This window comes from Streptomonospora litoralis (genome assembly GCF_004323735.1).
GTDB classification, from domain to species: Bacteria; Actinomycetota; Actinomycetes; order Streptosporangiales; family Streptosporangiaceae; genus Streptomonospora; species Streptomonospora litoralis.
In genome coordinates this window covers 768,365-781,823 of record NZ_CP036455.1, presented here as the reverse complement: position 1 = coordinate 781,823, position 13,459 = coordinate 768,365, and the positions used below count along the sequence as shown (strand labels likewise).

Annotated in this window: 12 protein-coding genes; 1 reads left to right on the top strand and 11 read right to left on the bottom strand. The window is 70.6% G+C overall.

The features are described 5' to 3' along the window. Positions 1–4: 4 nt before the first annotated feature. From EKD16_RS03390 to EKD16_RS03365, 6 genes are all read right to left on the bottom strand, one after another. Positions 5–685, bottom strand: coding sequence for a lytic transglycosylase domain-containing protein (locus tag EKD16_RS03390; RefSeq protein WP_131097048.1), 681 nt, complete (start codon positions 683–685; stop codon positions 5–7). A 438-nt stretch (positions 686–1,123) separates the two neighbouring features. Continuing rightward, positions 1,124–1,342 (bottom strand): hypothetical protein, encoded by a 219-nt coding sequence (locus EKD16_RS03385; protein ID WP_131097047.1) that lies wholly within the window; start codon positions 1,340–1,342, stop codon positions 1,124–1,126. Positions 1,343–1,739: 397 nt separating this feature from the next. After that, positions 1,740–3,362 carry an alkaline phosphatase D family protein gene (locus EKD16_RS03380; RefSeq protein WP_131097046.1) on the bottom strand — a complete coding sequence of 541 codons (1,623 nt, stop codon included), beginning with the start codon at positions 3,360–3,362 and terminating at the stop codon, positions 1,740–1,742. Between the two features lie 218 nt (positions 3,363–3,580). After that, the gene (locus EKD16_RS03375) at positions 3,581–4,849 is read right to left on the bottom strand and encodes a PhoH family protein (protein ID WP_131101966.1); all 1,269 of its coding nucleotides are present in this window, start codon (positions 4,847–4,849) and stop codon (positions 3,581–3,583) included. A gap of 375 nt (positions 4,850–5,224) precedes the next feature. Beyond that, the gene (locus EKD16_RS03370) at positions 5,225–5,986 is read right to left on the bottom strand and encodes an isoprenyl transferase (protein ID WP_131097045.1); all 762 of its coding nucleotides are present in this window, start codon (positions 5,984–5,986) and stop codon (positions 5,225–5,227) included. A gap of 129 nt (positions 5,987–6,115) precedes the next feature. Continuing rightward, on the bottom strand, positions 6,116–6,712 hold the full coding sequence (locus EKD16_RS03365) for an RNA polymerase sigma factor (RefSeq protein WP_394347336.1): 597 nt from the start codon (positions 6,710–6,712) through the stop codon (positions 6,116–6,118). A gap of 175 nt (positions 6,713–6,887) precedes the next feature. On the opposite strand from EKD16_RS03365, the gene EKD16_RS03360 reads away from it, so the two are divergent. Next, positions 6,888–8,261 carry a serine/threonine-protein kinase gene (locus tag EKD16_RS03360; protein ID WP_131097043.1) on the top strand — a complete coding sequence of 458 codons (1,374 nt, stop codon included), beginning with the start codon at positions 6,888–6,890 and terminating at the stop codon, positions 8,259–8,261. Between the two features lie 72 nt (positions 8,262–8,333). Here the strand turns inward: EKD16_RS03360 and EKD16_RS03355 are convergent, their stop codons facing one another. From EKD16_RS03355 to mca, 5 genes are all read right to left on the bottom strand, one after another. Then, positions 8,334–10,328 carry a thioredoxin domain-containing protein gene (locus EKD16_RS03355; RefSeq protein WP_131097042.1) on the bottom strand — a complete coding sequence of 665 codons (1,995 nt, stop codon included), beginning with the start codon at positions 10,326–10,328 and terminating at the stop codon, positions 8,334–8,336. Positions 10,329–10,397: 69 nt separating this feature from the next. After that, entirely contained in the window at positions 10,398–10,982 is a 585-nt protein-coding gene (locus EKD16_RS03350; protein ID WP_131097041.1) for a hypothetical protein, read from the bottom strand. After that, positions 10,979–12,076, bottom strand: coding sequence for an XRE family transcriptional regulator (locus tag EKD16_RS03345; protein ID WP_131097040.1), 1,098 nt, complete (start codon positions 12,074–12,076; stop codon positions 10,979–10,981). Before EKD16_RS03345 ends, EKD16_RS03350 begins: the two co-directional genes overlap by 4 nt. A gap of 184 nt (positions 12,077–12,260) precedes the next feature. Further along, complete coding sequence (locus EKD16_RS03340) at positions 12,261–12,527, bottom strand: hypothetical protein (RefSeq protein WP_131097039.1); 267 nt, start codon at positions 12,525–12,527, stop codon at positions 12,261–12,263. After that, positions 12,524–13,402, bottom strand: coding sequence for a mycothiol conjugate amidase Mca (gene mca / locus EKD16_RS03335; RefSeq protein ID WP_207391421.1), 879 nt, complete (start codon positions 13,400–13,402; stop codon positions 12,524–12,526). Before mca ends, EKD16_RS03340 begins: the two co-directional genes overlap by 4 nt. Positions 13,403–13,459: the final 57 nt, after the last annotated feature.

The window sequence follows — 13,459 nt, the reverse complement described above, 5'->3', positions numbered from 1 at the left end:
GCGGTCAGTACCAGCCGTTGGCCTGGGAGTGGTTCCAGGCTTCGCAGGGGGAACCGTAGCGGTCCTGGATGTAGCCCAGCCCCCATTCGATCTGCGTGGCCGGGTTGGTCCGCCAGTCCGAGCCGGCGCTGGCCATCTTGCTGCCGGGCAGCGACTGCGGGATGCCGTAGGCGCCGGAGCTCGGGTTCTGCGCGGTGTGGTCCCAGTTGCTCTCCTTCTCCCACAGCGGTTCCAGGCAGGAGAACTGGTCGGAGCTCCACCCGTAGTCCCCCAGCATCGACCGTGCGATGCCCTTGGGGTCGCCGGTGGCCGCAGAGCCGCCGCCGGAGTCGCCCGATCCGGCTTGAGAGCCGGAGTCCGAACCGGTGTCCGCCGGCTCCTCGGGTTCCTCCTCCTTCTTCTTCTCCTTGGTCGTGGCCGAGCCGTTCACGGGGCCCGTGACGTCGGCGAGGCGGTCGCGGACCTGGTCGCGCTGATCCTTCAGCCGGTCGTCGGAGAGCTGCTCCGCGCCGGCGAAGAACTGCTGCGGGCCGCCGGACGCGTCGGGGATCACGGCGGCCGTGGCGCTTTCGCCCGGGTCGACACCCTGGTCGGCGAAGGCGGTGACGGCGAACGCCGCACCTGCGACCACCGCTGCCGAGCCGACCGCCGAGGCCACCCGCAGCGAGATCCGGTTGATTAGCAACAACTGCCCTTTCGCCAGTCGCGCACCCGGCGGGATGCGTGCGCGATCGCGCTTGTGCCCTGGGTCTCCGCGTTCAAGGGGGTGGGGCGAGGCGGGCATCGAACCGCCGCCGACCGGCCTCGCCCGGGGGGAGGAGTTCGCGCGGGCATCGGGGGAAGGATCATGGATCCGCAACGCGCGCCCCAAGGGCTCCTATTGCAACGGCAACCACCCTGCCGCATGATCACGCCCGGATAACACGGATTCCGATATGGCGTAGTTCACATCACGCAAAGTCAGCGCAAAATGCCGCGAACCGACAGAGCCTCCCGCAGGAGGACGGTGGTTTCCGGCGCGACGGCCCGCGCGTCCATCCCGGAGGGGAGGCCGCGAACCCCTGGGAATCGGCGGTGACGACCGTCCCACCGCGGGCCGGGCCGGTTCCGCGCGCTGCGCCCCTCAGTCGAGCGGCAGGTGCCGGTGCTCCTTGCCGGTGCCGGCGCACATCCGGCACTGCTCCTCGACACGCTCCCAGGTGATCATCCCGTTGCCGTCGGCGACGGGACGCTCGGGCGACCAACTGCCCTCGCCCCGGCAGTAGTGGCACACGAGGCCGGTGCGGCTGCACCACGGGCAGTCGGTGAGCGCACAGCATTCCCGCGTCGGCATGGTCTCCATCTACGTCCCCTCCGCAAAACGCGGGTAGCTTCCCATACGGCCGATGAGTCGTCCACCCCGGTACCGGCGACGCTAGCGCCGGGGCGCGCTCCGCCGCCTGCGGGATGCCGGCCCATCCGGCGATGTATCGCGAACTTATGGCCGCGGAATACGCTTACCTGCGACCATAAGTTCACGATAGACGGGCCAAGCCGCGGGACCGGTGCCACCTATTGCGGGGTCTCGACCAGACAGCGGCCGCAATCCGGTGGAAACCGCGCAATAGATGCGCCGACCGGCCCCCGGTGGCCCAACGCCGCCCCCCGCCGCAACCGCCACCGGCGAGCACCGACCCGACAACCGCGGTCCCCGACCTGCCACCGTCCCCGGTGCCCGCTGCTCCCCGTCAAACACGGCTTTAGCCGCGCCGCTCGGGCGTCAGGGTCTTCGCCCAGAGGGCGTCGCCCTGGCCGTCGCGCAGGGTCACCGTGAGGTCCTTGCTCGCGGGGTCGATCTCGACCTCGCCGAAGTGCTGGAAGCCCTCCAGGGGCGAAATGTTGGCCCGCGGCGGTGCGTGCACGAAGGCCGCCTCCGGGCCGAAGGTGGGGTCGAGCTCGTTGGGACCGAACGCGCCCGCGTGCAGCGGGCCCGAGACGAACTCCCAGAACGGCGTGAACTCGGGTGCCGCGGCCCGCTCGGGCGAGTAGTGGTGTGCCGCTGTGTAGTGCACGTCGGCGGTCAGCCACACCACGTCGCGCACACCACGGCGGTGCAGGCCGTGCAGCACCCACGCCAGCTCCGACTCCCGGCCGCGCGGCCGCCCGTCCGCGCCGTTGGCCACGCCCTCGATCACGTCGCCGTCGGGCACGACGAGTCCGATGGGCATGTCCGAGGCCACGACCTTCCAGGTCGCCCGCGACTGCGCCAGCTCCCGCATCAGCCACGCGGCCTGCCGCCAGCCGAGGACGTTCTCGAAGCGGTCCGTGCCCTCGGAGTTGGCGTCGCGGTAGTGGCGCATGTCGATCACGAAAACGTCCAGGTCCGGCCCGTAGCCGATCTTGCGGAAGATCCGCCCGTCGACCGCCTCGCGGCGGACGATCGGCTGCCACTCGTGGAAGGCCCGGTGCGCACGGCGGGCGAGGACGTCCACCCGGCGGACGCGGTAGCGGTCGTCTTCGAGCACCTCGCCGGGATACCAGTTGTTGGTGACCTCGTGATCGTCCCACTGCACGATCTGCGGGACCCGGGCCGCGAAGCCGCGCAGCGCATCGGCCTGCAGGTTGTAGGCGTACTGGCCGCGGAACTCGTCGAGGGTCTCGGCCACCTTGGACTTCGCCTCGGTCACCAGGTTGCGCCACACCCGGCCGTCGGGCAGCTCCACGCGCTCCTGCAGCGGTCCGTCGGCGTAGCAGGCGTCGCCGCTGTGCAGGAAGAAGTCTGGCTCGCGATCGGCCATGGCGGTGAAGATCGGCATGCCGCCGCCGATTTCGGGGTTGACGCCCCAGCCCTGGCCCGCCACGTCGCCGGCCCACACGAACCGGATCGGGTCGTCGCCGCCGGGGGTGCGGAAGGAACCCTCCAGCACCTCGCTGGAGGCGCGCCCGGACTCGGCGCGCACCCGGACATAGGCCTGGCGCCCCGGCTCTAGGCCGTGGATGCGGAGGCGGCCGGTGCCGTCGTGGGCGGGAGTCAGCCACGGGCCGTGCAGGGTCCGGGCGTGCTTGAAGTCGGGGCGGTTGCTGACCTCGACGACCATGCGAGCGGGGCGGTCGGCGCGGGTCCACACCACGGCGCCGTCGCGGCGGGGGTCGCCGAACTGCAGGCCGTGGGTGAGGCTCGGCCGGTTGCGGCCGTGGGCCAGGGCGGGAGCGGCCGGCAGCGCGCCGACGGCGGCGGCGCCCAGTCCGGCCGCGCCGTAGCGCAGCACCGAGCGCCGGGGCGGAGTCTGCGCCGCGCCGGCGGGCGCGGCAAGGGGGACGGAGCCTTCGGGCGGCTCTGCGGGAGACGCGGGGGACTCGGCGGGATCAGGGAACGCGGGCACGGGAGGGCCTCCTGCGGGAGTCGGACGGCAGCTCGCCCAAGGGTTCTATCGCACGCGCCCGCGCGGACGTCCGAATTCCGTATTAACGGTGGTTATCCACGTCGCGAACCGGTATCCGGCCCCGTCGCCGGCTCGCCGGCGACGGGCACCCGGACCCGGGGGACCTCCGTCGCAATCCCGCATACGAAAGGCCGGCGTCTGCGCGCGATCGGACCGAGTCAGCCCTCCAGCATCTCGGTGACCAGGGCCGCTATGGGCGACCGCTCCGACCGGGTGAGCGTGATGTGGGAGAACAGCGGGTGGCCCTTGAGCTTCTCGACGACGGCCACGACGCCGTCGTAGCGCCCGACCCGCAGGTTGTCGCTCTGGGCGATGTCGTGGGTGAGCACCACGCGGGAGTTCTCGCCCAGCCGCGACAGCACGGTCAGCAGTACGCCGCGCTCCAGCGACTGCGCCTCGTCGACGATGACGAACGCGTCGTGCAGCGAGCGCCCGCGGATGTGGGTCAGCGGCAGGACCTCCAGCATGCCGCGGTCGACCACCTCGTCGATGACGTCCTGGGTGGTGACCGCCGAGAGGGTGTCGTGGACCGCCTGGGACCAGGGCGACATCTTCTCGTTCTCGGTACCGGGGAGGTAGCCCAGTTCCTGGCCGCCCACCGCGTAGAGCGGACGGAAGACCATGACCTTGCGGTGCTGGCCGCGCTCCAGGACGGCCTCCAGGCCCGCGCACAGCGCCAGGGCGGACTTGCCGGTACCGGCGCGCCCGCCCAGGGAGACGATGCCGACCTCGGGGTCGGTGAGCAGGTCCAGGGCGATCCGCTGCTCGGCGCTGCGGCCGTGCAGGCCGAAGACGTCGCGGTCGCCCTTGACCACCTTGACCGACTTGTCGGGGAGAACCCTGCCCAGCGCCTTGCCCCGCTCGGAGACCAGCATCAGCCCGGTGTGGCAGGGGAAGTCGCGCGCCGCCTCGATATCGGCGGTGCCGCCGCCCTCGAACAGTGCCGAGACCTCGTGGGCGGGGACTTCCAGCTCGGCCACGCCGGTCCACCCGTGCTCGATGGGGAGCTCGGCGCGGTATTCGTCGGCGGTGAGCCCGATGGAGGAAGCCTTGATCCGCATTGGGAGATCCTTGCTGACGAGGACGACATCGGCGCCCTCCGCCTGCAGGTTGCGCGCGACGGTCAGGATCCGGGTGTCGTTGTCGCCCAGCCGGAACCCCGCCGGGAGGATCGACGGGTCGCTGTGGTTGAGCTCAACCCGCAGCGTGCCGCCTTCCTCGTTCACCGGGATGTCGACGTCGAGGCCGCCGTTGGCGACACGGAGGCCGTCCAGCCGGCGCAGCGCCTCGCGCGCGAAATACCCGAGTTCGGGGTGGTGTCGCTTGCTCTCCAGTTCGGTGATCACGACTATCGGCAGGACCACCCCGTGCTCGGCGAACCGTCCGATCGATGCCGGATCGGCCAGCAGGACGCTGGTGTCGAGCACGTAGGTCCGCCGCTTGCCCCCCTGGTCAGCTAGGTCGGGAGTGTCGTCGGCACGGCGGTGGGTCGAGGAACTAGCCACTCGTTCTCCCCTTTGGGCGCAGCTGGGCGCCCTGGTCTCACGGGATACCAAGGACCGGGACCAGCCCCGACAGGGCCGGGACCGGCCCTCGTGTCCATGAGTTCCTTCACTGGCCAGGACCTCAAACGCTCGGGGCCTCCCGAGTGAACGGATGGGCACCGTCCACTGCTTTCGACGGTACCCGGCTCCTTGGAAAGAGCAAGACCCCCAGGTCGCACGGCATGTGAACACCCCGTTACGCGGCATTTCCTCCGTTTCGTCAGCGGGGCGGTGCGGCCGGTTCGGGAAGGAGGCGGCTCAGGAGCCGAAGCGCCGGTTGCGCGCACCATAGGCACGCAGCGCACGCAGGAAGTCGACTTTGCGGAAGGCCGGCCAGAAGACCTCGCAGAAGTAGAACTCCGCCTGTGCGCTCTGCCAGAGCATGAACCCGGAGAGTCGCTGCTCGCCCGAGGTGCGGATGAGGAGATCCGGATCGGGCTGGCCGCGCGTGTAGAGATGCTCGGCGATGTGCTCCAGGTCGAGGCGCTCGGCGAGCTCCTCGATACTGGTGCCCTTGGCCGCCTCGGCGAGGAGGAGCGACCGCACCGCATCCGCGATCTCACGTCTACCTCCATACCCGACCGCAACATTCACAATCAGGCCGGAGTTTCCGGATGTGGCCGCGTGCGCCTCCTTCATCACGCGGGCGGTGGAATCGGGCAGCAGGTCCAGGGCACCCATGGGGTTGACGTTCCAGCCCTCGCGGCGCAGCCGGCTCACCGTGTCCTCGATGATCTTCAACAGCGGTTCCAGCTCCTCGCGCGGCCGGGCGAGGTTGTCGGTGGACAGCAGCCACAGGGTGACCACCTGGACGCCGACCTCGTCGCACCACCCCAGCAGGTCGAAGATCTTCTCGGCACCGGCCTGGTGGCCCTGCTGGACGTTGGCGAGGCCGCTGATCCTGGCCCATCTGCGGTTTCCGTCGAGGACGACGCCGACGTGCCGGGGAATTTCGAACGTGCCGAGCGAACGCTCCAGCCGACGCTCGTAAAGCCAGTACAGGGGGTCACGGAACCCCATGGGACGCTACCTTTCGCCGCGATCGGGGGACAGGCGCGGACGCGCCAGTCCATGCCACCGCACTCGGCGCAACGACCCGAGCAATGCGCGCCTACACGTGTCCAGCCTAGGCCGATTCGCCGGATTCCGTCACTGCAGCGACGCGCGGACGTGCTTGCGGCCCTCGTGGATACGCGATTTCACCGTGCCCAGCGCGAGGTCGAGTTCGGTCGCGATCTCCTTGTAGTCCATCTGGCAGAGGTCGCGCAGCACCAGCGGGGCGACCAGGTTGGGGCGGTCGCGTTCGAGCTGGTCGAGGGCCTCCAGCAGGTCGATCCGGGAACCCGCGATCACGCTGGTGGTACGGGGGTCGCGCTGGTTCGGTATGCGGTCGGACTCCGTGGGAAGCTCCGCGGAGCGCCGCTTCATCGACCGGTAGGTCTGCCGCGCCGAGTTCGAGACCACCGTATACAGCCACGTCGTGAAGAGCGAATCGCCTTTGAAGCCGCCGATGTTGCGGGCGACGCGCAGTAGCGCGTCCTGGCACGCCTCCTCGGCGTCCTGCCGGTAGGGCAGGAACCGGGCGCAGCGCCGCAGTACCTCCGGCTGGATCCTGCGCAGCAATTCGTCCAGCGACGCGGAGTCGCCGTCGCGCGCCCTGCGGGCGAGATCCTCCAGGGAATCGTCGACCCTGGCCGCCGGCCGGCGGGATCCCGAGCCCTTCTCACTGTTGTCCACGGCTGCCAGCTCCCCTGAAAGACGCTTCGTCGTCTACACCTGTTACACGCCCGTCCCCCACTATGAGGTTCACATCCCCCTTCGACGCGTAGGGGGCCGAAGCGGCTCCCCGGACCCGTTCGCCGCCCTGCGCACAGCATCCTCCCCGACGTTTGGCCCCTGCGGCACTGGTAAGGCACTACCTGTGGCACAACCGGACACTTTCGGCCGATACCGCGTCATTCGGCATCTCGGCTCGGGCTCGTTCGCGACAGTATGGCTCGCGCACGACGACCGGCTGGACACCCCCGTGGCCGTCAAAGTCCTCGCCGAGAACTGGTCGCACCAACTGGATGTGCACCACCGCTTCATGGAAGAGGCCCGGATCCTCCGCCAGGCCGACTCCGCATGGCTGGTCAGGGTGCATGACATCGGCACGCTCCCCGACGAGCGGCCGTACTTCGTCATGCCCTACGCCGACCAGGGCAGCGTCGCCGACCTCACCGCCAAGGGCCCCCTTCCACTGGACGAGGCCCTGCGGCTGCTGACCGAAATCGGCCAAGGCGTAACCGTCCTCCACCGCCACGGCACCATCCACCGGGATATCAAGCCCTCCAACGTGCTTCTGCAGTCGTCCCCGGTGGGCCAACGAGTGCTCGTCGCCGATCTGGGGTTCGCCAAGGCCATCGACGGCGCCTCGGGCTTCACCGCGGCCGCGGGCACGCCCGGCTACATGTCCCCCGAGCAGCGCGGGCCGGGCGGCGACCTGGACGTGCGGGCCGACGTCTACTCTCTCGGCGCCGTCGCCTACGAGCTGATTACCGGGCGGCGGCCGCCGCCCCCGCCGGTGCGGGTGCCGCCGCGGCGGCTGCGCCCCGGAGTGCCGCGCGCACTCGACGACGTGATCATGTCCGCGCTCGCCGAGGACCGCGCGGCCCGGCCATCTGACGCCAAAGCCTTCACCGACCGCATCCGCGCCATCCGGATGACACCCGACCTGCGCTCACAGCTACCGTGGTGGGTGCGGTACCGCCGGGCCTGGCAGCGTGCGGTCGCCGCGGGGGTCGCGGCCGCGGCGCTGGTCGCCGGCACCACAGGCGCGGCGGCCTCCACCGTAGGGGCCCTCACCGAAGTGCGTTACGCGGGCGACGACCTGCACCTCGCGGTCCCGGCCGCCTGGGCCCAGCAGTTCCACAACGGCCGGGCGGTGCCCAGCGCGGTCGAGTCCGACCGCGCCTCAGGGGTGCTGGTGGCCACCGACCTCGACAGCTGGGACGACCCCGAGGCGGCGGTGGCGGGGGTGTTCGCCGCCCTGCTGCCCGGCACCGGCCGCGACCTCGACGCGATGCTGACCGGCTCCCCCTGTGCCGGGCAGGCGGAACGGCGCGCCTTCACCGGAGCCGACTGGTCGGGCGAGATCAGAGAGTGGTCCGACTGCCCGGGGCAGCCGACCACGGTGGCCGTCGCCCTGCTGGCCGCCCGCGACCACGGCACGACCCTCTACCTGGAAGTCCGCCGACCCGCGCACAGCCCGAATGTGATCGACCGCATCATCGCCGCCACCCGGTTGGAACGCTGAACCGCCGCACGCCGACGCCGACGCGCGGCGCAGCGATCGGCGGGCCGCCGCTCGGCGGCCCGCCTGCGTGCGTCACCCTGCGGCCCCCGCGAGCTGCTCACTGAGCGCGGTGGGTGTGGTCACCGGCAGCCTGCAGCTGAAACCCTGGCACACGTAGGCCGCCGGGGCACCGTCGACCAGCGGCCGGTCCCGCAGCAGCGGCACCTCGGTCGAACCACCGCCCTCGCCGCGGGTGACCGCCGTGCCCAAGGGCGCCTCCAGGAGGGCGATGCGGTGCAGTTCGCCGGTGACCGGGTCGTCCGCGGGACCCACCACCGCGATCTCCAGCGGCCCCGACAGCACGGCCTCGGCGACAGCGAGCCCCCAGCCCGCCGCCCGCGGAGCCTTGCGCGCCAGCGGCACGGCCACCGCCAGCGCCTCGTCGGCGGCCGTGCGATGGCGCTCGGAGCCCGTCAGCCCGGCGTAGGTGAGCAGTGCGCCCGCTGCGGCGAACCGGCCGGAGGGCGTGGAGGCGTCGGTGGGATCCTGGGGGCGGTTGAACAGCGCCTCGCTGTCGTCGGCGGTGTCGTAGAAACCGCCCTCGCCGTCGCCGAAGTGCTCCAGCACGGTGTCCAGCAGCCGACCGGCCAGGGCCACGCGCTCCGGTTCGCCGGTGACCGCGTGCAGCGCCAGCAGCCCCTCGGCGACGTCGGCGTAGTCCTCCAGGACGCCGGCGCTTGGTCCGGCCACGCCGTCGCGCGAGGTGCGCACAAGGCGGTCGCCCTGCACATGCACACGGGTGAGCAGGTCGGCCGCGGCGCCGGCGTGCGCGACCAGGTCGGGACGGTCGAACAGCGCTCCGGCTTCGGCCAGCCCCGCGACGGCCAGTCCGTTCCACGCGGCGACCACCTTGTCGTCGCGGTCGGGGCGGACGCGGTCGGCCCGCGCGGCCAGCAGTGCCGCGCGCACCCGGTTGTAGCGGTCGGTGTCGGCGGGGTCGGCGGGCAGGCGCAGCACGGAGAAGCCGTGCTCGAAGGTGCCCTCCTCGGTCACGCCGAACAGTTCGGCGGCCCAGGAGGCGTCGTCGTCGCCGAGGACGCCGCGCAGCTCCCCGGGCGTCCACACGTAGTAGCGGCCCTCCTCGCCCTCGCTGTCGGCGTCGAGCGCCGAGGCGAACCCGCCTTCGTCGGTGCGCAGATCGGAGATCAGCCACTCTGCGGTCTCCAGCGCGATCCGCCGCGCCAGCGGGTCGCCGGTGGTGCGCCACATCCGGGTGTAGGCGCGCAGCAGCAGCGCGTTGTCGTAGAGCATCTTCTCGAAGTGCGGCACGACCCACCGGGCGTCGACCGAGTAGCGGGCGAAGCCGCCGCCGAGCTGGTCGTAGATCCCGCCGCGGGCCATGGCTTCGGCGGTGTGCGCGGCCATGGCGCGGCTTCGCTCGGCGCCGGTGCGGGCGTGGTGGGCGAGCAGGAAGGACAGCAGCATCGACGGCGGGAACTTGGGTGCGTCGCCGAAGCCGCCGTTGGTGTCGTCGTGCTCGCGCGAGAGCAGCTCCACCGCTTCGTCGAGCACCTCGGGCCCGGGTGCGCTGCCGCGCCCGAGCGAACGGGAGCCGCTCAGCGCCTCGACGACCCGCCGGCCCTGTTCGACCACGCCTTCGTGCTCCTCCTCCCACGCGCGGGAGACGCCCATGAGCAGTCGCTGGAAGTGCTCGCGCGGAAAGTAGGTGCCGCAGTAGAAGGGCGCGCCGTCGGGGGTGAGGAACACCGTCATGGGCCAGCCGCCCTGGCCGGTCATGGCCTGGGTGGCCTCCATGTAGACGGAGTCGACGTCGGGCCGCTCCTCGCGGTCGACCTTGATGTTGACGAAGCCGGTGTTCATCATCTGCGCGGTGGTGGGGTCCTCGAAGGACTCGTGCGCCATGACGTGGCACCAGTGGCAGGCCGAGTAGCCCACGGACAGCAGGACGGGCACCTGCCGACGCCGGGCCTCGGCGAAGGCCGCGTCACCCCAGGGGTACCAGTCGACGGGATTCCCGGCGTGCTGGAGCAGGTAGGGACTTGTCGCTTCGGCGAGACGGTTCGGCATACCTCCACTCTGCCCGCACAGCCGCCGTCGATGCCACCGCGCCCACAGGGAGCCCTCCCGGTCGGCGCGTCACCTTCCCGGGTCCGGCTCGCCCGAATCAGCGGAGGGGCCGGCAAGCCCCTGGGCTTCGGCCCACTTGGCGAATCCGCCCGGCTCGAAGGGCAACCGGTAAGCGTCGGCGATCAGGTCGTCGGCCACGGCGGAGACGAGCGCCACAGTGAGTTCGCCACGGTAGATCCCCTCGCACAACAGCCCGAGGGTCCGGCGTACTCGGATGTTGGCGGCTTTCGCAGCGTTTCCCGCCACGCGGTCGTCGACTACAGCGGTAGCGTGCGGCAGCGAGCCGGCAAGGGCGAGCACGCCACACTCGCCGACGTTCTTTCCGTTAGCGCCGACGAGGCGCCGTTCGTACCGCGCGAAGGCGTGCAGGAGCTCGTCGGTGTCGAGGGCGACGACCTCGATCCATGATTGCTCGAATACCGCATGCATATAGGGATGCTGTGCACCACCGCGTATCAGCTCGTCTCGGACGACATCGGGGATCACGACGCGGGAGCCCTTCAGCACCAACTTGAGCACTCCGAGCCACTGGCTGCGTGCGAAGTGGCTCAGCGGACCGGTGTCGAGTACGTAGCAGTGTGTCGCCGCGTTCACGAGATGAATGACCAGATCTCGCCCTCGGGTACAGCCGGGAGGTCGGGAAGGTCGTCCTCGCTGAAGGTGTTCATCAGGAGTCCCAGTGCCCGGTCGGAGGTGACCGTCTCGCTTCGGTAGAGGGAGAGCACCGCCTGCTGATAAGGACGCGGCAGGAACACCGGCTCCAGTTCGCGGTGGACGACGAGATCCTTTTCGACGATATCGCCCTGCGTCGTCTTTACGCGGCGGATGTCCGCCGCTTCGGACGCGTCGACGATCCGCAGTTCGGCCAGTCGCCGACTGAGGGTCGCCATGTCGACCCGGTAGTGACTGCCCGCCCGCACGGCCGAGTCACGCAGCGACTCGTCGGGGCGCGCGCGCCATTCCGCCCAGCTCTGGCGCAAGGCGGCCTCAGGCAGCAGCAGTGCGCGTGCGAATCTGTCCAGGCGCGCTTCAAGCGCATCGGCGTCCGCCGAGGCGACTCTCCAGTCCGTGGTGTAGGGGTCGGCGACAAGATAGTGGCCCAGCTCGTGCGCAAGTGCGAGACGGCGCCGCCCTACTCCGGTATCGCCGTTGACGAGGCAGACTCCGCCCCGCTGGAGCAATACGGTCCCCGCGTCGGCTCCCTGGCCCAGGTGTACGGCGAAGGGCAGCAGACCGATTCCGGGCAACAGGACGGAGAGATCCTGCACCGGTTCACCCGGCTCAAGCGAGAGGAAGCGCCGGGCGTCGGCCGCAAGAGTCTCGGACTCGGAGGGCGAGGCGGGACGACGCTGGGTCGCGGGCGGACGCTCGATCAGTCCGACCGCGTGTTCGGCGACGAACTCGACGTCGCGGACGATCCGCTCGAGTTCGGTGTCGATGGCGCGGGTCGTCGGTTCCGTGCGGTTGGCCCGGTGGGAGACGACGGCCTGCGGCCCCGCAACGACGAACCACTCCACCCGGCGGTCGAGTTCACGGGCGACGGAAACCAATTCCACCGCCGATATGCGCCGTGTCTCGTTCTCGATCTTGGCGACTACGCTCCGGGCCATCCCGACTGCAGACGCCAATTGCGCTTGAGTCATCCCCGACTCGGCGCGGGCCTCCGCTAAACGCCTGCCGATCGTCATGTGTTCGATTCTAGAACACGCGAACGGAGCTCCGGCGGAGATTCACCGAACATCCCCTGGTCAGCCGCTTGTCTAGAGGTTGTCCACAACCGGCCTGTCTAGGCGTCCCGGGTCGTGTGCGACCCGCGCCGGCGCGGGTCGCTCCCGCGGGGTCGGCCAAGCCGGACCGACCCCGCAGCGTGCGCTAGGACGCGGACGTCGGCCCCGGGGCCACGTTGGGGCCGGGCTGGGAGGAATCGGTCTTGTCGGCCGTCTTGGCGTACGCGGACGACGGGCGGGAGTCGTCCGGCTCGACCTGGATGGCGGCCAAGCGGTTGCGCATCGACTTCATCAGGAAATACAGGGCCAGTCCGATGCCCGCGACGGCGATGAACCCGAGCACGCCGGGAGTGATGGTCTCCGCCGCGGGTCCCTCGTCGGCGAGCGTCAGCAGGGCGTTCATACCGTTCATGCTCTCACCGCCTCACGGACGCCCGCGAAGAGGTCGTCCTCGGGGACATCGGTGTCGACCAGCGAACGGGCGAGGTGGTAGTCCTCGTACGGCCAGGCTTCGCGCTGCACGTCCATGGGCACCGCGAACCAGAACCCTTCGGGGTCGATCTGGGTGGCGTGGGCGATCAGGGCGCGGTCGCGGGTCTCGAAGAACGCGTCGCACTCGACCTGGGTGGTGATGTCCCACTCCGGGAAGCGGCGCTCCTTCATGCGCTCCAGCCACTCGGCGAAGGGGTTCTCCAGTCCGCGCTCGTGCAGAATGGCGGCTACGCGCTCGAAGCGGGTGCGGGGGAAGGAGACGTGGTAGTAGAGCTTGCTGGGCTGCCACGGGTCGCCGGTTCCGGGGTAGCGCCCGGGGTCGCCGGCCGCGTCGAACGCCTCGACCGACACCTTGTTCGTCATGATGTGGTCGGGATGGGGATATCCGCCCTTTTCGTCGTAGGTGACCATCACATGCGGCCGGAACGAGCGCACCGAGCGCACGAGCGGCTCGGAGGCGGCCTCCAGCGGTTGCAGCGCGAAGCATCCGTCGGGCAGCGGGGGCAGCGGATCGCCCTCGGGCAGACCGGAGTCGACGAAGCCGGCGAACTCCTGGTGCACGCCGAGGATCTCCCGGGCCTCGGCCATCTCCTTGCGGCGGACCTCGGCGATGTTGTCGCGGATTTCGGGGCGGTCCATCGCGGGGTTGAGGATGGAGCCGGCCTCGCCGCCGGTCATTGTGACGACGAGGACCTCGGCGCCCTCGTCCACGTAGCGGACCATGGTGGCCGCGCCTTTGCTGGACTCGTCATCGGGATGGGCATGAACGGCCATCAGCCGCAAACGCTCGGACAACGGAACGGTCCCCTTGGGTAGTCGCGTGAGACGAATGTACGGGCGGGCATGGCATCC